Raw genomic sequence first — 21,031 nt, 5'->3', positions numbered from 1 at the left:
CTCCTTTCAGAGGTAAAACACGCCGCGACCACCGGCGGTTCCTCCGGGCGGGGAAGGGGGCGCGGCTGCGCCCCCTCATGCCGTTACTTCAACAGTGCCAGCATCTCTTTCGCCGCTTCTTCGGAAGAGGCGGGGTTCTGGCCGGTGACCAGCTTGCCGTCGACCAGCACGTAAGACGCCCAATCGTCGCCCTTGCTGTAGTCGCCACCGTTTTTCTTCAGCATATCTTCGACCAAGAAGGGCACCACATCGGTGAGGCCAACGCCCTCTTCCTCGGTGTTGGTGAAGCCGGTGACGCGCTTGCCAGAGACCAGCGGCTTGCCGTCGGCTTGGGTGTCCTTGAACACCGCAGGCGCGTGGCAAACGGCGCCAACGGGGCGGTCGGAGGCCCAGAAGGTCTCGATCAGGCGCTTGCTGTCGGCGTCATTGGCCAGATCCCACAGCGGGCCGTGGCCACCGGGGTAGAAGATCGCGTCGAAACCGTCCGCATCCACGTCGCCCAGCACTTTGGTCGAGGCGAGCGCTTTTTGCGCAGCGTCGTCGTCTTTGAAACGGCGAGTGGCATCAGTCTGCGCGTCGTCGCTGTCGCTGTTGGGGTCAAGCGGCGGCTGGCTGCCCTTGGGCGAGGCGAGGGTCACATCAGCGCCCGCGTCTTTGAAGACGTAGTAGGGCGCAGCGAATTCTTCGAGCCAGAAGCCGGTCTTGTTGCCGGTGTCGCCCAGTTCGTCATGCGATGTCAGAACCATCAGGATTTTCATAGTCTCTCCTTTCGGGGGAGTTTGGGCGCGCCGCTGCCATGAGGGCGCGCCGGAGGGATGCGGCCTAACGCATGGCAGAGGTGGTGGTTCCCCCATGCCGCTACAACCCCTACGGCTTGCATTCGCGGGGCGAGAGGGCTAGCAGGACGGGGTATTATTCCAAGGGCCTGTCATGGACGATCTGAAGCAAAAGTACCTGAGCCAAATCGCCGATGCCGGTGACGAATCCGCATTGGAAGACATCCGGCTGGCTGCCGTCGGCAAGAAGGGCGAGGTCGCGCTGAAGATGCGCGAGCTGGGCAAGATGACCCCCGAAGAGCGGCAGGTCGCTGGCCCCGCGCTGAACGCGCTGAAGGATGAGATCAACTCGGCGCTTGCCGCCAAGAAGGCAGCACTTGGCGATGCCGCGCTTGATGAGCGTCTGCGCAGCGAATGGCTCGACGTGACCCTGCCCACGCGGCACCAGCGTCAGGGCAGCATCCACCCGGTCAGCCAAGTGACCGAAGAGCTGACCGCGATCTTTGCCGAGATGGGTTTCTCGGTCGCCGAAGGCCCGCGCATCGACACCGATTGGTACAACTTCGACGCGCTGAACATCCCCGGCCACCACCCCGCGCGGGCCGAAATGGACACGTTTTACATGGCCCGTGCCGAGGGCGACGAGCGCGCGCCCCACGTGCTGCGCACCCATACTTCGCCGGTGCAAATCCGCACGATGGAGGCCGAAGGCGCGCCCCTGCGCATCATCTGCCCCGGCGGTGTCTACCGCGCGGATTACGACCAGACCCACACACCGATGTTCCATCAGGTCGAAGGTCTGGCGATTGACAAGGATATATCGATGGCGAACCTCAAGTGGACGCTTGAGGAGTTTTTCGCCGCGTTTTTCGAGATCGACGGCATCAAGACCCGCTTCCGCGCCTCCCACTTCCCCTTCACCGAGCCTTCGGCTGAGGTTGACATCCAGTGTTCCTGGGTCGACGGCCAGCTGCGCATCGGCGAGGGCGACGGCTGGTTGGAAGTGCTGGGCTCCGGCATGGTGCACCCCAAGGTGTTGCAGGCGGGCGGGATCGACCCAAACGAATGGCAGGGCTTTGCCTTTGGCATGGGGATCGACAGGATCGCGATGCTGAAATACGGGATTCCGGACCTGCGGGCGTTCTTTGATTCAGACCTGCGCTGGCTGCGGCATTATGGGTTTGCGAGCTTGGATCAGCCGAATTTGCATGGTGGGTTGTCGCGTTAAGCTACGCGTTCAGCGCGACACGGTCGCTATAGAAACCTCAGAAACTGCGTAACGCATCGCAACACAGGTCTAGAATGAAACTCTTTCGTCACGAAAACCGCGAGAATAGCGCTGGCTCCCGCGCGCTTTATGCGAAGTTCGAGATGGCCTACACCTTTGTGGATTTCTGCGCAGCGATCTGCTTTGTCGTAGGTTCGGCGCTGTTTTTCTTCGAGAGCACGCAGACCAGCGCGACGTGGCTCTTTTTGATTGGTTCGATCTTCTTTGCCGCCAAGCCGTGCCTGCGGGTGATCCGCGAAATCAAACTTTATCGGATGGGCGACATGGCCGATCTGGCCAAACGATACGAGAATTAGGGAACGATTATGAAATTCACCCTCTCCTGGCTCAAGGACCATCTCGACACCACGGCGTCGATTGATGAGATCACCTATGCCCTCACGGACCTCGGCCTCGAGGTCGAAGGCGTCGAGAACCCGGCGGCGAAGCTGGCCGACTTTACCCTCGGCTATGTGCAATCCGCCGAAAAACACCCCGATGCCGACCGGCTGAACGTTTGTCAGGTGGAAACCGACGAAGGCGTCATGCAGATCATCTGCGGCGCGCCGAACGCGCGGGCGGGGATCACCGTCGTCGTGGCCAAGCCGGGCGTCTATGTGCCGGGGATCGACACGACCATCGGCGTCGGCAAAATTCGCGGTGTTGAGAGCTTCGGCATGATGGCCTCCGAGCGCGAGATGGAGTTGAGCGAAGAGCACGACGGCATCATCGAGCTGCCCTCGGGCAAGCCCGGCGACCGGTTCATCGACTGGCTGGCCGAGAATGACCCCGCGAAGGTCGACCCGGTGATCGAGATCGCCATCACGCCCAACCGCCCCGATGCGCTCGGCGTGCGCGGCATTGCACGCGACCTTGCAGCGCGGGGCTTGGGCAAGCTGAAGCCGCGTGATTGCGATGCGGTTGAAGGTAACTTTGCCGCGCCGATCTCTGTCAGCATCGACGATGACACGCTGGACGGCTGCCCGGTGTTCTATGGCCGCGTGATCAAGGGTGTGAAGAACGGCCCAAGCCCGCAGTGGCTGCAAGATTGCCTGCGCGCCATCGGGCTGCGTCCGATCTCATTCCTTGTCGATGTGACCAACTTCTTCACCTTCGACCGCAACCGTCCGCTGCATGTTTTTGACGCCGATAAGGTCAAAGGCAACCTGCGCGTTCACCGCGCCAAGGGCGGCGAAGAGATCGTTGCGCTGGATGAAAAGACCTATACCCTGCAAGCGGGGCAGATGGTCATCTCCGACGACAGCGGCGTGGAAAGCATCGCGGGCATCATGGGCGGTGAGGCCACAGGCGTGACCGAAGACACGGTGAACGTCCTTGTCGAAAGCGCCTATTGGGACCCGGTGCAGATCGCCTATGCGGGCCGCGCGCTCAAGATCAACTCGGATGCGCGCTACCGTTTCGAGCGCGGCATTGATCCGGCGTGGACGCCTTATGGCATCGAACACGCCACGCGGATGATCCTTGATCACGCGGGCGGTGAGGCGTCTGAGGTTGTGGTTGCAGGGCAAGTGCCTGACACCCGCCGCGCCTACAAGCTGGACGCGGCCAAAGTGCAGTCGCTGGTCGGTATGACGATCCCCGAGAGCGATCAGCGCCAGACACTGACCGCGCTTGGCTTCCAGCTCGACGGTGACATGGCGCAGGTGCCAAGCTGGCGGCCCGATGTGCAGGGCGAGGCCGATCTGGTGGAGGAGGTCGCGCGGATTGCGTCGCTCACCAAGCTCGAAGGCAAGCCGCTGCCGCGTCTGACAACGGGCGTGCCGCGCCCCGTGCTCTCGCCCATGCAGCGGCGCGTCGTGACCGCACGGCGCACGGCGGCGGCGCTTGGGTACAACGAATGCGTGTCTTACAGCTTCATCGACCAAGCCTCTGCCGCGCTGTTCGGCGGCGGTACGGATGAGACACGGCTGGAAAACCCGATCTCGTCGGATATGAGCCACATGCGCCCCGATCTGCTGCCCGGTCTGTTGCAGGCCGCGGCCCGTAATCAGGCGCGCGGTTTTGCCGATATGGCGCTGTTTGAGGTCGGCCCCGCGTTCAGCGGCGGCGAGCCGGGCGAAGAGCAGATCATGGTCAGCGGCCTGCTGGTGGGCCGCACCGGTCCGCGCGACGTGCATGGCGCGGCGCGGGCGGTGGATGTCTATGACGTCAAAGCCGATGCCGAAGCTGTGCTGGCGGCCATCGGCGCGCCCGCCAAGGTGCAGGTCCTGCGCGGCGCGGCGGATTGGTGGCATCCGGGCCGTCACGGCAAGGTCTGCCTTGGCCCGAAAAAAGTGCTCGGCATCTTTGGCGAAGTGCATCCCCGCGTGCTGGCCGCGATGGACGTCAAAGGCCCCGCGATGGCCTTCACCATCTATCCCGCCGAAGTGCCGCTGCCGCGCAAATCCGGTGCCACGCGCCCGGCACTACAAATCAGTGACCTGCAAGCGGTCGAGCGTGACTTTGCCTTTGTCGTCGATACGGATGTCGAGGCGCTGACGCTGGTGAATGCGGCCAAGGGGGCCGACAAGAACCTCATCGAAGACGTGCGCGTTTTTGACGAGTTCATCGGCGGCAGCCTTGGCGAGGGCAAGAAATCCCTCGCGATCACTGTGCGGCTGCAGCCCAGCGACAAGACGCTGAAGGATGCAGACATCGAAGCCGTCGGTGCTAAGGTTGTCGAGAAAGTGACCAAAGCCACGGGCGGCGTGCTGCGCGGCTGAACGAAAGGACGAGCGATGAAAGTCTATCTCTCCGGTGAAATCCACACCGATTGGCGCGAACAGATCATCGAAGGGGCGCGCAGCCTTGAGGTGACCTTCATCGCGCCGGTCACCGACCACGCCGCCAGCGACGATTGCGGCGTGGCGATCCTTGGGGAAGAGGCCGACAAGTTCTGGCACGACCGCAAGGGCGCGCAGATCAACGCGATTCGCACCCGCAAGGCGATTGCCGAAGCGGATGTGGTCGTGGTGCGCTTTGGCGAACAATACAAGCAGTGGAACGCGGCCTTTGACGCGGGCTATGCCGCCGCTTTGGGCAAATCGCTGATCATCCTGCACGGCCCCGACCATGCCCATGCGCTAAAGGAAGTCGATGCCGCGGCGCTGGCCGTGGCCTCCGAACCGGCTCAGGTGGTCGAGATTCTGCGCTATGTGCTCACCGGTACCCTGCCGGGGTGACGCGGCAGCGGGGCTAGCCGCCTTAAAATTTAACATCTATCAAGGGCTTAAGTGCGAATCGATTCGGCAGCGTAGTGGACGCCGCTGCCTTGCGGGCTAAACCTTCACTAGCTGGAGGTTCATCAGCCTTGATCTGCCCCCGAAAGGCAGGCCAAATCCGACCCCCGCTGCCGTGCCAAAGTTGCGTGGCGGGTTAACTTTGGAAGGAGAAGGTCCATTTTAGCCGACACGCCCGCAGAGCAGGACGCGCGTCTTGAGACGCTCTATTCCTATGATATTCTTGATACCGAAGCCGAAGCGGATTTCGACGACATCGTCGAGCTTGCGTCCAAGATCTGCGAAACGCCCGTCTCTCTGATCAGTCTGGTTGATGAAAAACGCCAATGGTTCAAGGCCCGTGTGGGGTTTGAGCCGCAGGAGACCGGTTTGGATCAATCGGTCTGTTCTCACGCTATCATTGATGGGGGCTTTACCGAGATTTCGGATATGGGGGCCGATTCGCGCACCGTGGACAACCCGCTCTATGTGGGCGACCCACGGGTGAAATTCTATGCCGGGGCGAACCTTGTCGCGCCGAACGGCCAACCGATCGGCACGCTTTGCGTGCTGGATACCAAGCCGCGCACCCTGAACGACTTCCAACGCCAAGCGCTGCAAACCCTGTCGCGTCACGTGATGATGCAGTTGGAACTGCGCAAGAAAATCCGCATCGAGGCCGCCCTGCGCGCCGAGATGGACCACCGGGTGAAAAACTCGTTCCAGACCATCGCGTCACTGCTGCGGATGGCGACGCGCAAGGTGCAAGACCCCGACGCGAAAGATGTACTCGCCCTTGTAGAGCGGCGTTTCGGGGCAGTGGCATCGCTGCACAGCGAATTGATGGGACAGGGCGGCAGAGGCAAGGTGCAAACCTCTTCCTACCTTGAGCAGTTGAACAAACTTCTCGCCGCCAGCGCGCCGGATCACGTCACCATCTTTTGCGAGGCCGAGCCGGGCGAGTTGCAGGCCGTGCAAGCCTCGGCGCTTGGCATGATCGTGAGCGAGTTCGTGGCCAATTCGATCAAACACGCCTTTGTCGGGGATCGGGCAGGAGAGATCAGGATTTCTCTGCGTCGGCAGGAGGGGGGCGAGAGCTGGCTTTTGGAGTGTCGGGACAATGGTCGCGGGCATAACGGTGCCGTGTCGGGTGCCGATAGCACCGGCCTTGGGCGGTTGTTGATGGCGACGGCGGCTGAACAGCTAAGCGGGCGACTGAGTACCGATTTCAGCGCCAATGGCGCGCTTTTGCGGGTCTGTTTTCGGCAATAGGCGTGCCCGGAGCTGCAAATCGGGCGGTTCACCTGAAAACTTTATTGACCCCAATGTGCCGCAGTCCCAACTATCGGGTATGACGGCGAGGATATCGGCGCGACGTGGAATAGGGACAGAACTGTGATTCAAGAATTCAAGGATTTCATCGCCAAAGGGAATGTCATGGACATGGCCGTTGGTATCATCGTCGGGGCGGCATTTACGGCGATCGTGTCGTCGCTGGTGGCCGACCTGATCAACCCGATCGTCGGGCTTTTCACCGGTGGGGTGGATTTTACCAACAATTACGCGGTGCTGTCGGGCGATGTGCCCGCGAATGCCTCGTTAGAGCAGGCCCGAGAGGCGGGCGCGTCGGTCTTTGCTTACGGCTCGTTCCTGATGGCCGTGATCAACTTTTTCATCATCGCCTTCGTCGTCTTCATCCTGGTGAAGATGGTGAACCGCGTGAAATCGGCTGCGGAAAAGCCTGATGAGGTGGCGCCAGAGGTCAAGACCGGTCCATCGCAGCTTGATGTATTGTTGGAAATTCGGGATGCTTTGAAAACGCGCTAAGCGGCGCTATCGAATGAGAAAGGCCCGCCAGATTGGCGGGCCTTTCGTGTCTCACCGGTGGCGTTTAGCCCGCGATGGCTTGATCTGCGGTGATGCTGTCGATCCCAAGCGCGTCGCCCACGGCGGCATAGGTCAGCTTACCCGCGTGCACGTTGAGCCCGGCCTTGAGGTGGGGGTCATCCGCGCAGGCCTGTTTCCAGCCCTTATCGGCCAGTGCCAGCATGAAGGGCATGGTGGCATTGCCAAGCGCGATGGTCGAGGTGCGCGCCACGGCGCCGGGCATGTTGGCCACGCAGTAGTGCATGACGCCGTCGACCTCATAAACCGGGTCTTGGTGCGTGGTCGCCTTGGAGGTCTCGAAACAGCCGCCTTGGTCAATGGCCACGTCGACCAGCGCTGCGCCGGGTTTGAGTTCGGACAGTTGCGCGCGGCTGATCAGCTTGGGCGCTGCGGCACCGGGGATCAGCACCGCGCCGATGATCATATCGGCTTGGCGTGCCAGTTCGATGGTGTTGCCCGCGCTGGCATAGGCGGTTTTGAAGGTGCCGCCATAGATGTCATCAAGATAGCGCATCCGGGGCAGCGACCGATCAAGCACAGTCACATCCGCACCCATACCGGCAGCGATCCGGGCGGCATGGGTGCCGACGACGCCGCCGCCGATGACCATAACCTTGGCCGGGCCAACACCGGGCACCCCGCCCATCAACACGCCGCGTCCGCCATTGGCCTTTTGCAGCGTCCAAGCGCCAACCTGCGGTGCAAGACGCCCCGCAACCTCGGACATCGGCGCCAAGAGGGGCAGCCCGCCATTCCGGTCGGTCACGGTTTCATAGGCAATCGCGGTACAGCCCGAGGCCAGCAGATCATGCGTCTGATCCGGGTCGGGCGCGAGGTGCAGATAGGTAAAGAGCAATTGCCCTTCGCGCAGCATTTTGCGTTCGCCCGCCTGTGGCTCCTTCACCTTGACGATCATATCGGCGCTGGCAAAGATTTCCTTGGCCGTGTCGATGATGGTGGCACCTGCGGCGGTGTAATCCGCATCTTCAAAGCCCGCGCCGACGCCCGCCCCTGCCTGCACGATGACCTCATGCCCGTGGGCGATGGCTTCTTGTGCGGCATTGGGCGTCAGGCCGACGCGGAATTCCTGCGGTTTGATTTCTGTCGGGCATCCGATTTTCATGGGGGTCACTCCTCCTCCGTAGTGGGACAGGATTATCACAGCCGTCGTGCATATCGCTGCGAATTTGGGGTCGCCAAGCTGGGCGGTAATCGAATATCATTGCGTAGAAATGGAATTAGACGCGAAAGTATTGCGCATATGGCCTTGGATGAGATTGATCGGCGTGTTCTGCGCGCTTTGCAGCGCAACGGGCGGATGTCCAATGCCGAATTGTCGGACGTGGTGCATCTGTCGCCCTCGGCCTGTCATCGCCGTGTGCAGCGGTTGGAGAAAGAGGGCTATATCCGCGATTATGTCGCCCTGCTTGACCCGCGCAAGCTGGATATGCCGACCACGGTGTTTGTTGAGATCACCCTGCAGGCGCAGGCCGAAGAGGTGTTGGAAGCCTTTGAGAAGTCGGTCTCGCGCATTCCCGATGTGTTGGAATGTCATCTGATGGCGGGAACGGCGGATTACCTGTTGAAGATCGTGGCGGAGAACACCGAGGATTTTGCCCGAATCCATCGCCAGCATTTGGCGCGGTTGCCGGGGGTGGCGCAGATGCAGTCGAGTTTTGCGCTTAGGACGGTGTGTAAGACGACGGCACTGCCGGTGTAGTTGGTTCCACACGATCTGCGCCGCCGCGCCGCCAGCCCGGAATCAAGGCCGAAGGCCGCCGGGCAGCGCCAGACCGCCCGGACGGGCTGGCGCCTTTGCTGAGGTCGTGCCGTCCTGAGGTATTTCCCAAGCGCAGCTACCATAAACTGCCTAATTGGGGGATTTCGAGCGCCACCCCGCGGTCTGGCGTTGCCCGGCTCCGCTGCGCTCCCCCACAAAACAAAACCCCCGCTGCCATCGGCACCGGGGGTTCTATATCTGTTGCGTGTCGCGGGAATGATTTACATCATACCTTCGCGTTGCGCTTTTTTCCGTGCCAGTTTACGGGCACGACGGATCGCTTCAGCTTTCTCGCGCGCTTTTTTCTCGGACGGTTTCTCGAAATGTTGCTTGAGCTTCATTTCACGGAAAACGCCTTCGCGCTGTAGCTTTTTCTTCAGAGCCCGAAGGGCCTGATCGACGTTGTTGTCGCGAACACTAACCTGCATGTGGTTGTCACCACCTTTCTAGGATAAAGTTGCAAGGAATTGCAGGAAATGGGCCTATAACAGCCTATATCTCCTTTGTCCACCCCATCACGCCCCGATAGGAGCCCGCCATGACCCCGCCCAAGGCCGACCCAAAGGACCAGCTGCTTGATGCCGCATTGATGCATGTGCCGTTTGACGGCTGGTCGCCCGCGACGTTCAATGCCGCGATCAAGGACAGCGGTCTGGACCCGGCGCTGGCGCGCGCGGTTTGCCCGCGCGGGGCGGTCGATCTGGCCGTGGCCTATCACCGGCGGGGCGATGCCAAGATGTTGGAAGGTTTGGCGCAGGCTGATCTATCACAGATGCGGTTCAGGGACCGAATTGCCAAGGCCGTGCGCCTGCGGCTCGAAGCCGGGGATCGTGAGGCGATCCGCCGAGGCAGCACGCTTTTCGCCCTGCCGCATCACGCGCCCGAAGGGGCAGGCCTGATCTGGGAGACCAGCGATAAAATCTGGACTGCACTCGGCGATACATCGGATGATGTTAACTGGTACAGCAAACGCGCCACGCTGTCTGGGGTTTATTCTGCCACGCTGCTCTATTGGCTGGGGGATGCCAGCGAGGGGCATCAGGCGACGTGGTCTTTCTTGGACCGGCGGATCGACGATGTGATGCAGATCGAAAAACTCAAAGCCCAAGTGCGCGAAAGCCCGACGCTCAGCCGACTGATGGCCGGGCCGAACTGGCTTTTGAGCCACATCAAAGCGCCGCGAGGGCAGCAGGACCCTGATCTGCCGGGCCGCTGGACGCCGCCGAGCTGACGCAACCTGCGGGCGAACTGCGGGCTTCCCCGCCCGCCCGGCAGGTGCTAGGTCGGGGCACCCGGTTTCATACAGGCCCCCGATGACCAGCCAGACGCTCCCGCTCATTGATATTGAAAAGGTGTGCTACACCCCCGCAGGCACGCCGGTGCTGCGCGACGTCAGCCTCAGGTCAGATGCCTCGCGGATCGGCATCGTGGGGCGCAACGGGTCGGGTAAGACCTCTTTCGCGCGGGTTCTGTCTGGGTTGGTGGCCGCAGATGAGGGGCAGGTGCGGATCGGCGGGATCGACGTGGCCCGTGACCGCCGCCGCGCCATCGGCGCTGTGGGCATCCTTTTCCAGAACCCCGACCATCAGATCATCTTCCCAACTGTGGAAGAAGAAATTGCCTTTGGCCTGCTGCAAATGGGTCAATCTAAGGCCGAAGCGGCGCGGGGCGTGGCGGCAATCCTTGGTCAGTTTGAGAAGCGTCATTGGGCACAGGCGTCGATCCATCAGCTCTCACAGGGGCAGCGGCAGTTGGTTTGCCTGATGGCGGTTCTGGCGATGCAACCACGGGTGCTGGTGCTCGACGAACCCTTTGCCGGGCTCGACATCCCCACGCGGCTGCATCTTGAACGGGTCTTGGCCGGGCTCGACCTGACGCTGGTGCATATCACCCACGATCCGGCAGCGGTGGCGGGCTACGATCACATCCTCTGGTTGGAGCGCGGCGAGGTCGCGCAGCAGGGCAGCGCGCGTCCGGTGCTGCGCGCCTTTGAGACCCGGATGAAAGAACTGGGAGCGAACGATGATCTCTCTGACCTCGCCGGTTGAGACCCGCGCCCACGGCTGGCCCGCGGGGGCCAAGCTGGGGGCGCTTTGTGCGGCGACACTGTTGCTATTCGGGGTCGAAGATCCGGTCTGGCAGATCGCCTTTTGTGCCGGGATGTTGCTGCTTTACGCCCTGCCGGGGCGGGCTTTTCTAAAGGGCGGCTTGGGGCGGCTGCGGATGCTCTGGCCCTTTGTGGCGCTGATCTTGTTGTGGCATGTGCTGATCAGCGATGCAGAGGCGGGCCTTGTCATCGTGCTGCGCATGGTCACGGCGGTGGGGCTGGCCAATCTTGTGACCATGACCACGAAACTCAGCGATATGATGGCGGTGGTGCGTTGGCTTGCCACGCCGCTGCGCCGCTTTGGGGTCCGAACCCGCAGTCTGGAGTTGGCCGTGGCGCTGGTGGTTCGTTTCACGCCGGTGCTGGCGGCCAAAGGGCAGATGCTATCGCTGGCGTGGCGCGCGCGGTCGCGCAGACGGGCGGGCTGGCGGATTGTGATGCCCTTTACCGTGCTGGCCATCGACGACGCCGAACATGTGGCCGAGGCGCTGCGCGCGCGGGGCGGGCTGTGATTGCTTGACCGGGGAAGAGGGCTGGCCTAGGCATTGGGAACTTTAATTCAAGGACCCTCTCAATGGAACGCAATCTGACAATGATCGCCCTCTTCGCCGCGCTGATTGCGGCATTGGGCCTGATCCCGAAATTCACGCTTGGCTTCGGTGTGCCGATCACGGCGCAGTCGCTGGGTGTCATGCTCTGTGGCACAGTGCTGGGCGCATGGCGCGGCGGTCTTGCCGCACTGCTATTCGTGGCACTGGTGGCGCTTGGTCTGCCGCTTTTGGCCGGAGGCCGTGGCGGTCTGGGCGTCTTTGCCTCGCCGACCGTTGGTTTCCTCGTTGGCTTCCCGATCGGTGCCTTTGTGACTGGCTTTATCATGGACCAGTGGCGCAACGCGCCGGTGGGTCTGGCTGCCGGGGTTTCGGCCGTCTTGGGCGGCATCCTTGTGGTCTATGCCTTTGGTATCTTCGGCATGATGATGACGCTGAACAAGACGCTGCTTGAGGCGACCCTGCTGGTCCAAGCCTTCATCCCCGGTGACCTGATCAAAGCCGTTCTGGCAGGTTTCATCACCTCCGGTCTGGCCAAGGCACGCCCCGCAAGCGTGTTGTCGCGCAGCTAAAACGATTGGCCCGCTCCCCCAAAAGGGGGCGGGCCGCTACAGTCGCATCAGCGCGGCAGAGCCGATCCCCCCGGCTGCGGCAATCGCCGCCAATCCGGTGCCCGACCCCCGCGCCACCAATTCATGCCAGAGCCGCACCGCGTTGATCGCACCCGATGCACCAATCGGATGCCCGCGTGCCAAGGCACCCCCGCCGATGTTGACGATCTGTGGCGCGACCCCCGCGCCGGTGGCGCAGGCGATGGCCTGCACGGCATAGGCCTCCATGATCTCGGCGAGGGTCAGATCGCTGGCGGTTAATCCCGTTTGGCGAAAGACTTCGCCAATCGCCACCAGTGGTGCCAACCCCGGCTCTTCGGGTTTGCTGCCCTTGGTAGCGGTGGCGATGAGTTCGATTTTTGGCACGGTGAGCTCAGCCGCCATTCGGTCTGAGACAACGACGCAAAAGGCCGCTGCATCGGCAGCGACGGCGGCATTGGCGGCGGTGATGTCACCTGAAAGTACCTTGGCACGCCGGCAAAGCGCGGGGCTAAGGCGGCGGGTAAAGGTATCGGTCCCGGATCCCGCAAGTGGCACCAGCTCTGTTTCGGACGGCAGATGCGCGCGTGCCTTCGCGTGGCTTTCCACGGCCCACTCATCCTGCGCCTGACGGGAGATGCCTTGCGACCGGCCAAGCGCTGCGGCGGCATCGGTCATGTCGGGATCACGTTCGGGCCACGGGGTGAAGGGCGCTTGCGTATAGGCTTCGGGCGGGCGGCTATCGGCAAAGGTGCGGTAGCGCAGCGGTTGGCGGGAATAGCTTTCCGCGCCGCCCGCCACGACGATATCCGCCGCACCGCTGAGGATCATCTGCCGCGCCAAGGCCAGCGCATCCAAGCCCCCCGCGCATTGCCGGTCGATGCTGAGACCCGCGACATGTTCAGGCAGTCCCGCCGCCAGCGCGATGCTGCGCGCCGGGTTGCCGCCGGGGCCAAGGGCGGTGCTGCAAATCACCTCATCAACTTGGCGCGGCGCGATGCCTGCGCGGGTCAATGCAGCGGTGAGGATGGGGGCGGCGAGGTCGGGTAGCGAGAGGTGCGCCAAGGCTCCGCCGCGCGGGGTAACCGGGCTGCGGCAGGCCGAAATGATGTAGGCGCTGGTCATATTTGACCCTCCAGCCAGTTGGAGAGGGCGTTAAGGTCGATCTTGCCCGAGGGGAGCAGTGGCAGATCAGAGTTAAAAAAGACGCGACGCGGGGCGGCCAGCGTGCCAAGTGCTGCGCGGCAATTGGCGATGATCTCTTCGGCGGACAGTTCTTTTGCGGCAGTTTCAACCACCGCAACCAGATGCTGCCCCCGCAGTGCGTCTTCGCGGGGCAGAACCGCGCAGGGCAGGCGTGTATGCGCGGCGATCACCGTCTCCACCGCTTCGGGGAAGACCATTTGGTCGGCGATCTGCACCATCCGTTGTCGCCGTCCTTTGATCCACAGATGCCCGTCGGCATCCAATTCGCCTATTTCACCCACCGTCACAAACCCATCCTGCCAACGGGTGTCGGTGCTGCTTCCCAAAGCGTAACCGTCGAAAAGGTAGGGGCTGCGCACCCAAATCTCGCCCACATCAGAGGTGGGCCGCCCCGCCCTATCCAAAAGGCGGAGATTGACGCCGGGGTAGGGGCGGCCGACGGACCCTTCGGGGGTATGCGCATCGGCCAGAGTGATAAAGCTCGTCTCGGCCGCGCCATAGAAGACAGGCACCGCAGCCTCGGGGCAGAGCCCTTTGACCACCGCCCGCGTGGCCGCGTCGAGCGCGCCGCCGCCACAAAGAACCAGACGCAGCGAAGGCAGTGGCGCGGCTGCACCCCGCGCGAGCAGCCGCAATTGCGTCGGCGTGGCATAGAGGATCGTCGCCCCCGCCTCGGCAACACATACCGACTGTCTCCGGGGAGATTGATCCGCCAAGACATGCGCGTCAAGGCCGAGGTGCAGCGCCTCCAGCACGGCATAGAGCGACAGGGAGTGGCTGAGATGGCCCAGCACAGCAACGCTATCGCCACTGCTCAGCGCAAAGCGGTAGGCATTCACGTCAAAGCTGGCGATCCAAGAGGTTTGGCTGCGGCGCACGGCCTTGGGCTGGCCGGACGCGCCGCCGGTGAGGGTAAGGAATGCGCCGGGCGGGCAGGCGATGTCATCGGGCAGAGGGCGGTCGCTGAGGCAAAAGGGGGCCTGCTGGCTGATCGCTGTGGTAAGGGCCGTCAGCGCGTCGAAGGTCGGGGTTGCGGGCAGGGCGCGGAAGCTGTCGCGCTGGCCTTCGGGCGCGCGGGGCACTTCCGATTGTCCCGCGAAAAGCCGCGCGTCCTGATGCCATCTGAAATTGCCTTGCGCGCGCATCCGCCTTCTCCCACTTCCGTCGGGCTTCAAATTCCGGGTGCACGCCCCGGGGCCGCCCGTTAGGCTGCGGCAAAACCAGACCCGAGGATACTTCAGACATGACAGAGACCATGCGTGCAATCGAAATCACCGAACCCGGCGGTCCGGACGTTCTTCAGGGCACCACCCGCCCGCGGCCCCAACCGAAACATGGGCAGGTCATCATCAAGGTCGCCTATGCCGGGGTGAACCGCCCCGATGCGCTGCAACGTGCGGGCAAATATGCGCCGCCGGCCACCGCCAGCGATCTGCCGGGACTGGAGGCCTCGGGCGAGGTGGTCGAGGTCGGCCCCGGCGTGACGACACTGGCACCGGGGGATCTGGTCTGCGCCCTGCTGCCCGGCGGCGGCTATGCCGAATATGTGGCCACCCCCGCCGCGCATTGCCTGCCGATCCCCGAAGGCATGGGGCTGAAAGAAGCGGCCTGCCTGCCCGAGACGTTCTTTACCGTCTGGTCCAACCTCTTCATGCGGGGCGGGCTTAAGGCTGGGGAGAAAGTGCTGATCCACGGCGGATCTTCCGGCATCGGCACCACGGCGATCCAACTGGCGCGCATTTTGGGTGCGCGGGTGTTTGTGACCGCGGGCACGGATAGCAAATGCTCGGCCTGCATGAAGCTGGGGGCCGAAGTGGCGATCAACTATCGGGATACGGATTTCGTTGACGTGCTGCAGGCCGAGGGCGGCGCGGATGTGATTCTCGATATGGTCGGGGGCAGCTATATCAACCGCAACCTGAAGGCTTTGGCCGAAGATGGCAGGCTGGTGCAGATCGCTTTCCTGCAGGGCGCCAAACAGGAGGTGAACTTTGTCACGCTGATGACCCGCCGCCTGACCATGACCGGATCGACCCTGCGCCCGCAAAGCGATCTGGCCAAGGCGCGGATTGCAGAGGAGCTTTTGCAAAACGTCTGGCCCCTGTTGGAGCAGGGCCGCGTCGCCCCGGTGATGGACAGCACCTATGACCTGTCCGAGGCGAATGACGCGCACCGCCGGATGGAGGCCAGCGGCCATATCGGCAAGATCGTTCTAAAGGTCGGTGGCGCGCTGGACGCCGAGGCAGACCAATAAAATTTGAATCAGTAACGAATTGTTAACCAGTAATTCGTTTACTGATAGCACGGGTGGCCGGGACGCCAGCCACCCGTGTTGGAGAGAGAGCCGAAAGGCATTGAATGCGGGGGAGGAAATTACGCCTCTCCCGTTTTCGTCCAGATACCCGCGCCGATGGGTTTAGCGCAGAGGGGTGAACAGGGCGTTATCAAGCGTACAGTCCCGCCGAACGTCTGGCCCGCAGGGGATGAACTCAAGACTGCGAGACAGACAGATGCGCGCCTCTTGGATGTGGCCTTGCTTGCAGGTGATGGTGATCCCCTGTGCGGTCAGGTCGGGGTTCGCCTTGAGGAATGCCTCCTCTACCACGGAGGCGGGCAGGGAAACGGCGCGGTCGAGCTTGCGAAAGACCTCGGGGCGGTTGATGCGGGCGTAGGCCTCTCGTGAGAGGGCAAAATAATCCGCCGAATCCAGCCCGCTGCAAGAGCCGTGTTTCTTCCATTGATGCCATGCCAAGCCCCCGGTGCCCATGATATCGGCCATTGCCCCGGTCTGTGCGCGGTTGGGCGGGCGCTGGCCGCTTTGGCAATAGGACGGATACCCGCGCGTGAATTGTGGCCAAAGCCCATGCAGGGTCCAGCCGTGGTCCTTATCCGCATCGCATTGCGGAGACTGCCGCGCGTCGCCGGTCAATTCGCACCAATTGGGCGACCATGACAGGGACATGACGTAATAGTCGAATTCACCCGAACGCTCCCCCTCGGCCAGAGAGGGGGCGGGGGCAAGCAGCCCGAGGATCAGCAGACAGGCGCGCAGTGGCCGCATTGGGTCTTTCCTTATGACGTTTGAGCCAGTATACAGCCCGCAACTTCCCCGACAATGAAGACCGTTCTGCCAAGCAGGACAGCCTTTCAGGCGACGGGAAAATTGCGTTTTTAGGAGAGTGACATGGCAAAACCGATTATGGCCAAAGCCACCGCCGTCTGGCTCGTGGACAACACCACCATCAGCTTCAAGCAGATCGCTGATTTCGTCGGCATGCATGAATTGGAAGTGCAGGGCATCGCCGATGGCGACGTGGCGCAGGGCGTGAAGGGTTTTGATCCGGTTGCCAACAACCAGCTCACTCAAGAAGAGATCGACGCGGCGCAGGACAATCCGCTGCACAAGCTGAAGCTCAAGTTCAACGCCGCCGCCGAGGGCGAAGAGAAACGTCGCGGCCCGCGCTATACCCCGCTCAGCAAACGTCAGGACCGTCCGGCGTCGATCTTGTGGTTGGTCAAGTTCCACCCCGAGCTTAGCGATGGTCAGGTCAGCAAACTGGTGGGTACCACCAAGCCGACAATCCAAGCGATTCGTGAGCGCACGCACTGGAACATTTCCAATATCCAGCCGATCGACCCGGTTGCCTTGGGCCTGTGTAAGCAGTCCGAGCTTGACGCCGCCGTGCAAAAGGCCGCCGCGAAAAAGGCCGCTGCGGGCGAAGTGATGAACGACGACGAGCGCCGCAAGCTGGTGTCGACTGAGCAGAGCCTCGGCATGGACAACGAGCCCAAAATCCCCACGGCCATCGAAGGTCTGGAGACCTTCACCCTCTCCGGCAACAGCACGGACGACGAAGAGGAAGATGATCATTCCAAGGGCGATTACTCCGACGCCGACAGCTTCTTCTCGCTGCCAGAGAGCACCGATGAAGACGACGAGGATGAAGACAAGGCCAAGGGCTAAGCCCCTTCAGGGCGGTGTGGCGGAAGGAACTTTCGCCACAAGGATGTGTTAACGTGACAGGGCGTCGGATTCTTCGGCGCCCTGTTTCTCTTTGTTAAAAAGGCGCTTTGCGCCGGGGGATGGATTTGGAAACGGCATTGGACTGGATGATCTGGGGGCTGGCAGGGCTACTGATACTGTGCAGCCTGCTGCCGCTGAGCAAGCTGCCTTTCGGGGCGATCCGGGGGCTGGCCTTTCCACGTGAGCAATTCCTTGGTCTGGCGCTGCTGCTGGCCGCCGCCTTTGCGCTGGTCCAAGGGCCGACAACGACTTACGGCATGATTGGCATCGCACTCATGCTGGGCGTGGCAGCGCTTCAGGCGCTTTATATCACCAAGTTCACCCCAATTTGGCGCAAGCAATCGCTCGCCGCTTCGCCCGAGCTGCGCCGCGAGACGGACCGCCATTTCAGCCTGCTGGCGGCTAACGTCAAGAAATCCAACCGGGACTATGGCAAGCTCATCGCCCTCGTTGAGGCGCGGGTGCCGGATATCTTCATGGCCATCGAAGTGGATCAGGATTGGATTGATGCGCTGGATGCCGGGCTGGGCAAGAACTACGAGCACCGCATCGAGGTGCCGCTCGACAATGGCTACGGGCTTTGCGTGATGTCGAAACTGCCGCTGTCGGAGGTCGAGGTGCGGGAGTTGGTGACGCGCGACGTGCCGTCGATCCGCGCCCGGGTGCATTTGCCGATGGGGGAGGATTTCCGCCTCTATGTCGTGCACCCCGAACCGCCTGTGATCGAACATGACACCAAGGGGCGCGACAGCGAGATTGCGATGGTCGGTATCGAGGCCGAGAAAGATCCGCTGCCCGCCGTTGTTACCGGTGATCTGAACGATGTAGCTTGGTCCACGACGACGCGGCGCTTCCAACGGCTCTCTGCCCTGCTGGACCCGCGCGTGGGGCGCGGCATGTATAACACCTTTAGCGCGACGATGCCGTGGATGCGCTGGCCGCTCGATCACCTGTTCCACGACCCGCAGTTCCGCCTGCTTGAGATGGACCGACTTGATAAGATCGGGTCGGATCACTTCCCCATGTGGTTTGTCTTGGCGTTGGCCCGGACCGAAGCCGCCGAAAGTGACCCCGAAGAAACCGATCCAGAAGAGGAGCAAGAAACCAAAGATATGATCAAAGAAGAACGCAAAAGAGACCGCGACCCCATCGGTAGTGACTGGGAAGATGAGGAAGCCTAACAATCTGCCTCTCGGCTAATTTTACCCCTTGTACGAATCCTAAAACGGCGTATGTGGCGCATTACAGACGCCAACGCACGCGCCTCTGGCCGGTCAGTTCCTACTCTGACTGACCCGCGTTTATGTAGCGACGGTAACGTCTCTTGAAACGACACGCGGGGAACCAGCCCCACCTGCTCTTTGGAGATGACCATGAACGCTACAGTCCCCGGTGCCCTGCGCACCGCATCCACTGCATTCGCCGATCCGGCTGCCGCCTATATCGCTGCCAACAGCTTTGACAAACCAACGCTGGTGATCAGCCGCGACCGTGTCGCCGCGCAATATGACGCGCTGCACAAGGGGCTGGGCGAGGCGCATATCCACTACGCGGTGAAGGCAAACCCGGCGCCGGAAATCATCCGTCTGCTGGTCAAAAAGGGCTCTGGCTTTGACGCGGCCTCGCGGGCAGAGATTGAGCTTTGCCTCGGCCAAGGTGCGAAACCGGAAAACATCTCCTTCGGCAACACCATCAAACGCGCCTCCGACATCGCTTTTGCGCATTCCGCAGGCGTGACCCTGTTCGCAGCCGACAGCGAAGCCGAACTCGACAAAATCGCCGCCCATGCACCGGGCGCGCGGGTCTACCTGCGCTTGATCGTTGAAAACTCCATGGCAGACTGGCCGCTTAGCCGCAAATTCGGCTGTGCCGGTTCCGCGCTGCCTGCGCTGCTGAACCACGCGGTTGCCGTGGGCCTCGTGCCCTTCGGCCTGTCCTTCCACGTCGGCTCGCAGACCCGAAAGGCGGAGTTCTGGAACCCGGTGTTGGATCAGGTCGCGCCGCTGTGGCATGCCGCCCGCGCAGATGGCCATGACCTGCAACTGCTGAACCTCGGCGGCGGCTTTCCAGCCTTTTACGGCGAGAGCATCGAAGCGCCCCGCGCCTATGCTGCCGCTGTGATGCGCGCCGTCAAAGCCCGCTTTGGCGACGTGCCGCAAGTGATGGCAGAGCCGGGCCGTGGTCTGGTGGCCGAGGCCGGTCACATCGCCGCCGAAGTCATGTTGGTGAGCCGTAAGTCCGCGGATGATCTGCACCGTTGGGTCTATCTGGATATCGGTCGTTTCTCGGGTCTGGCGGAAACTGAAGGCGAAGCGATTCGCTATCAGATCGTCACCCCGCACGACGGCGAAGAGACCGGACCCTGCGTTTTGGCTGGCCCGTCCTGCGATTCGGCGGACATTCTTTACGAAAAACGACCGATTCATCTGCCTTTGGCCCTGCGCGATGGCGATAAAGTGATGATTCGCGCTTGCGGAGCCTACACAAGCTCTTACAGTTCGGTTGGGTTCAATGGATTTCCGCCGCTTGATGTGATCGTGCTCTGACAGCACGATCTGCGTCGCCACGGAAAAGGGCCGTCTGCTTTGGGAGGAGCGGGCGGCCCGCTTTGATTCTGGGTAGGGTTAAATCGACTTACGCGCCTGCATTGCGGCGGTGATCGTCCCGTCGTCGAGGTAATCCAACTCCCCGCCAATCGGCACCCCTTGAGCGAGGGAGGTGAGCCGCACCCGGCCCTCCAACTGATCCGCGATGTAATGCGCCGTGGTCTGCCCGTCGATCGTGGCGTTGAGCGCGAGGATCACCTCGCTCACGCCTTCGGTGTCGATCCGGTCCACCAGACGCGGGATACGCAATTCCTGCGGGCCGATGGCATCCAGCGCCGAGAGCGTGCCGCCCAGCACATGATAGCGGCCCTTGAACACGCCGGACCGTTCCATCGCCCAAAGGTCAGCCACATCCTCGACCACGCAAAGCTCGCCATTGGCGCGTTTTTCAGAGGTGCAGATGTCGCAGACATCAGCGGTGCCCACGTTGCCGCAGTTCAGGCATTCGCGCGCCGTGGCGGCGACGGTCTGCATCAGGTCGGACAGGGGCGTCAGCAACAGCGCGCGTTTGCGGATCAGGTGCAGCACCGCGCGCCGGGCCGAGCGGGGGCCAAGGCCGGGCAGTTTCGCCATCAGCTCGATCAAAGCGTCGATGTCGCGGGTAGAGCTCAAGGCGGGGCACCTGTGGGAAAAGGGAAGGGAGGGGCGTTTCCGCCCCAACCGTTTAGAAGGGCAGTTTCATACCTGCGGGCAGGCCCATGCCTTCGGTCAGCTTGCTCATCTCGGCCTGCGCACGTTCAGAGGCTTTACTCTGCGCGTCTTTGATGGCGGCAAGGATCAGGTCTTCGACGACTTCTTTCTCGTCTTTGTTAAAGATCGACGGGTCGATATCGAGACCCTTCAACTCACCCTTGGCGCTACAGGTCGCTTTGACGAGGCCCGCACCGGATTCACCCTGAACGGTGATATTGTGCATCTCCTCTTGCAGTTCGGCCATTTTGCCCTGCATTTCCTGAGCTTTTTTCATCATCCCGGCCATATCGCCGAGGCCGCCTAATCCCTTGAGCATCTGGGGTCTCCTT

24 protein-coding genes are annotated in these 21,031 nt (G+C 62.3%); 15 read left to right on the top strand and 9 right to left on the bottom strand.

Annotated elements, in window-relative coordinates; all coding sequences use genetic code 11:
- Positions 1-83: 83 nt before the first annotated feature.
- Positions 84-758 (bottom strand): type 1 glutamine amidotransferase domain-containing protein, encoded by a 675-nt coding sequence (locus T8A63_RS16945; protein WP_322344496.1) that lies wholly within the window; start codon positions 756-758, stop codon positions 84-86.
- Between the two features lie 172 nt (positions 759-930).
- Between T8A63_RS16945 and pheS the strand changes: the two genes are divergently transcribed.
- The 4 genes from pheS (at position 931) to T8A63_RS16925 (ending at position 5,225) form a co-directional block, all read left to right on the top strand.
- Positions 931-2,004 carry a phenylalanine--tRNA ligase subunit alpha gene (pheS, locus tag T8A63_RS16940; RefSeq protein ID WP_067938059.1) on the top strand — a complete coding sequence of 358 codons (1,074 nt, stop codon included), beginning with the start codon at positions 931-933 and terminating at the stop codon, positions 2,002-2,004.
- 74 nt (positions 2,005-2,078) lie between these two features.
- A complete protein-coding gene (locus T8A63_RS16935) occupies positions 2,079-2,360 on the top strand; it encodes a YrhK family protein (RefSeq protein WP_067624820.1) in 282 nt (93 codons plus the stop codon).
- 9 nt (positions 2,361-2,369) lie between these two features.
- Positions 2,370-4,766, top strand: a complete 2,397-nt coding sequence (pheT, locus tag T8A63_RS16930) for a phenylalanine--tRNA ligase subunit beta (RefSeq protein WP_322344495.1) — start codon at positions 2,370-2,372, stop codon at positions 4,764-4,766.
- A 15-nt stretch (positions 4,767-4,781) separates the two neighbouring features.
- A complete protein-coding gene (locus T8A63_RS16925) occupies positions 4,782-5,225 on the top strand; it encodes a YtoQ family protein (protein WP_067937951.1) in 444 nt (147 codons plus the stop codon).
- A gap of 219 nt (positions 5,226-5,444) precedes the next feature.
- On the opposite strand, the gene T8A63_RS16920 is transcribed toward T8A63_RS16925, so the two are convergent.
- Positions 5,445-5,660, bottom strand: coding sequence for a hypothetical protein (locus T8A63_RS16920; RefSeq protein ID WP_322344494.1), 216 nt, complete (start codon positions 5,658-5,660; stop codon positions 5,445-5,447).
- On the opposite strand from T8A63_RS16920, the gene T8A63_RS16915 reads away from it, so the two are divergent.
- Positions 5,559-6,533 carry a histidine kinase dimerization/phosphoacceptor domain -containing protein gene (locus T8A63_RS16915; RefSeq protein WP_322345767.1) on the top strand — a complete coding sequence of 325 codons (975 nt, stop codon included), beginning with the start codon at positions 5,559-5,561 and terminating at the stop codon, positions 6,531-6,533. The two genes, T8A63_RS16920 and T8A63_RS16915, sit on opposite strands and share 102 nt — an antisense overlap.
- Positions 6,534-6,656: 123 nt before the next feature.
- Positions 6,657-7,088 (top strand): large conductance mechanosensitive channel protein MscL, encoded by a 432-nt coding sequence (gene mscL, locus T8A63_RS16910; RefSeq protein ID WP_067937956.1) that lies wholly within the window; start codon positions 6,657-6,659, stop codon positions 7,086-7,088.
- 64 nt (positions 7,089-7,152) lie between these two features.
- Here the strand turns inward: mscL and ald are convergent, their stop codons facing one another.
- On the bottom strand, positions 7,153-8,271 hold the full coding sequence (ald, locus tag T8A63_RS16905) for an alanine dehydrogenase (protein ID WP_067937958.1): 1,119 nt from the start codon (positions 8,269-8,271) through the stop codon (positions 7,153-7,155).
- Positions 8,272-8,409: 138 nt separating this feature from the next.
- Between ald and T8A63_RS16900 the strand changes: the two genes are divergently transcribed.
- Positions 8,410-8,868, top strand: coding sequence for an Lrp/AsnC family transcriptional regulator (locus tag T8A63_RS16900; protein ID WP_067624832.1), 459 nt, complete (start codon positions 8,410-8,412; stop codon positions 8,866-8,868).
- Between the two features lie 281 nt (positions 8,869-9,149).
- Here the strand turns inward: T8A63_RS16900 and rpsU are convergent, their stop codons facing one another.
- Positions 9,150-9,356: a 30S ribosomal protein S21 gene (rpsU, locus tag T8A63_RS16895; RefSeq protein WP_007118112.1), complete on the bottom strand. Its 207-nt coding sequence runs from the start codon at positions 9,354-9,356 to the stop codon at positions 9,150-9,152.
- 110 nt (positions 9,357-9,466) lie between these two features.
- On the opposite strand from rpsU, the gene T8A63_RS16890 reads away from it, so the two are divergent.
- The 4 genes from T8A63_RS16890 to T8A63_RS16875 all read left to right on the top strand — a co-directional run bounded on the left by T8A63_RS16890 (position 9,467) and on the right by T8A63_RS16875 (position 12,155).
- Positions 9,467-10,159, top strand: coding sequence for a COQ9 family protein (locus T8A63_RS16890; RefSeq protein WP_322344493.1), 693 nt, complete (start codon positions 9,467-9,469; stop codon positions 10,157-10,159).
- A gap of 82 nt (positions 10,160-10,241) precedes the next feature.
- Positions 10,242-10,976 (top strand): energy-coupling factor ABC transporter ATP-binding protein, encoded by a 735-nt coding sequence (locus T8A63_RS16885; RefSeq protein WP_067624838.1) that lies wholly within the window; start codon positions 10,242-10,244, stop codon positions 10,974-10,976.
- Positions 10,951-11,547 (top strand): CbiQ family ECF transporter T component, encoded by a 597-nt coding sequence (locus T8A63_RS16880; RefSeq protein ID WP_322344492.1) that lies wholly within the window; start codon positions 10,951-10,953, stop codon positions 11,545-11,547. The genes T8A63_RS16885 and T8A63_RS16880 overlap by 26 nt, the downstream gene beginning before the upstream one ends.
- A 62-nt stretch (positions 11,548-11,609) precedes the next feature.
- The gene (locus tag T8A63_RS16875) at positions 11,610-12,155 is read left to right on the top strand and encodes a biotin transporter BioY (protein WP_067624844.1); all 546 of its coding nucleotides are present in this window, start codon (positions 11,610-11,612) and stop codon (positions 12,153-12,155) included.
- A 36-nt stretch (positions 12,156-12,191) separates the two neighbouring features.
- Here the strand turns inward: T8A63_RS16875 and T8A63_RS16870 are convergent, their stop codons facing one another.
- Positions 12,192-13,298 (bottom strand): thiolase family protein, encoded by a 1,107-nt coding sequence (locus T8A63_RS16870; protein ID WP_322344491.1) that lies wholly within the window; start codon positions 13,296-13,298, stop codon positions 12,192-12,194.
- Positions 13,295-14,524, bottom strand: a complete 1,230-nt coding sequence (locus T8A63_RS16865; protein ID WP_322344490.1) for an AMP-binding protein — start codon at positions 14,522-14,524, stop codon at positions 13,295-13,297. The genes T8A63_RS16870 and T8A63_RS16865 overlap by 4 nt, the downstream gene beginning before the upstream one ends.
- Positions 14,525-14,622: 98 nt before the next feature.
- On the opposite strand from T8A63_RS16865, the gene T8A63_RS16860 reads away from it, so the two are divergent.
- Positions 14,623-15,633: an NAD(P)H-quinone oxidoreductase gene (locus T8A63_RS16860; protein WP_322344489.1), complete on the top strand. Its 1,011-nt coding sequence runs from the start codon at positions 14,623-14,625 to the stop codon at positions 15,631-15,633.
- Between the two features lie 162 nt (positions 15,634-15,795).
- Here T8A63_RS16860 and T8A63_RS16855 read toward each other — a convergent pair whose 3' ends face one another.
- Positions 15,796-16,440, bottom strand: a complete 645-nt coding sequence (locus tag T8A63_RS16855) for a ribonuclease T2 (RefSeq protein WP_322344488.1) — start codon at positions 16,438-16,440, stop codon at positions 15,796-15,798.
- 123 nt (positions 16,441-16,563) lie between these two features.
- Between T8A63_RS16855 and T8A63_RS16850 the strand changes: the two genes are divergently transcribed.
- The 3 genes from T8A63_RS16850 to T8A63_RS16840 all read left to right on the top strand — a co-directional run bounded on the left by T8A63_RS16850 (position 16,564) and on the right by T8A63_RS16840 (position 19,949).
- Positions 16,564-17,343, top strand: coding sequence for a DUF1013 domain-containing protein (locus tag T8A63_RS16850; RefSeq protein ID WP_322344487.1), 780 nt, complete (start codon positions 16,564-16,566; stop codon positions 17,341-17,343).
- Between the two features lie 119 nt (positions 17,344-17,462).
- Positions 17,463-18,584 (top strand): endonuclease/exonuclease/phosphatase family protein, encoded by a 1,122-nt coding sequence (locus T8A63_RS16845; RefSeq protein ID WP_322344486.1) that lies wholly within the window; start codon positions 17,463-17,465, stop codon positions 18,582-18,584.
- 186 nt (positions 18,585-18,770) lie between these two features.
- On the top strand, positions 18,771-19,949 hold the full coding sequence (locus T8A63_RS16840) for a type III PLP-dependent enzyme (RefSeq protein ID WP_322344485.1): 1,179 nt from the start codon (positions 18,771-18,773) through the stop codon (positions 19,947-19,949).
- A 78-nt stretch (positions 19,950-20,027) separates the two neighbouring features.
- On the opposite strand, the gene recR is transcribed toward T8A63_RS16840, so the two are convergent.
- Both recR and T8A63_RS16830 read right to left on the bottom strand, forming a co-directional pair.
- Positions 20,028-20,621 (bottom strand): recombination mediator RecR, encoded by a 594-nt coding sequence (recR, locus tag T8A63_RS16835; protein WP_067624873.1) that lies wholly within the window; start codon positions 20,619-20,621, stop codon positions 20,028-20,030.
- Between the two features lie 52 nt (positions 20,622-20,673).
- Positions 20,674-21,018, bottom strand: coding sequence for a YbaB/EbfC family nucleoid-associated protein (locus T8A63_RS16830; RefSeq protein ID WP_322344484.1), 345 nt, complete (start codon positions 21,016-21,018; stop codon positions 20,674-20,676).
- Positions 21,019-21,031 lie beyond the last annotated feature (13 nt).

It is taken from the genome of Sulfitobacter sp. OXR-159 (assembly GCF_034377145.1).
Classification (GTDB): Bacteria; Pseudomonadota; Alphaproteobacteria; order Rhodobacterales; family Rhodobacteraceae; genus Sulfitobacter.
Note: the sequence above shows the minus strand (reverse complement) of the source record. Positions and strands in the feature narration are given on the sequence as shown.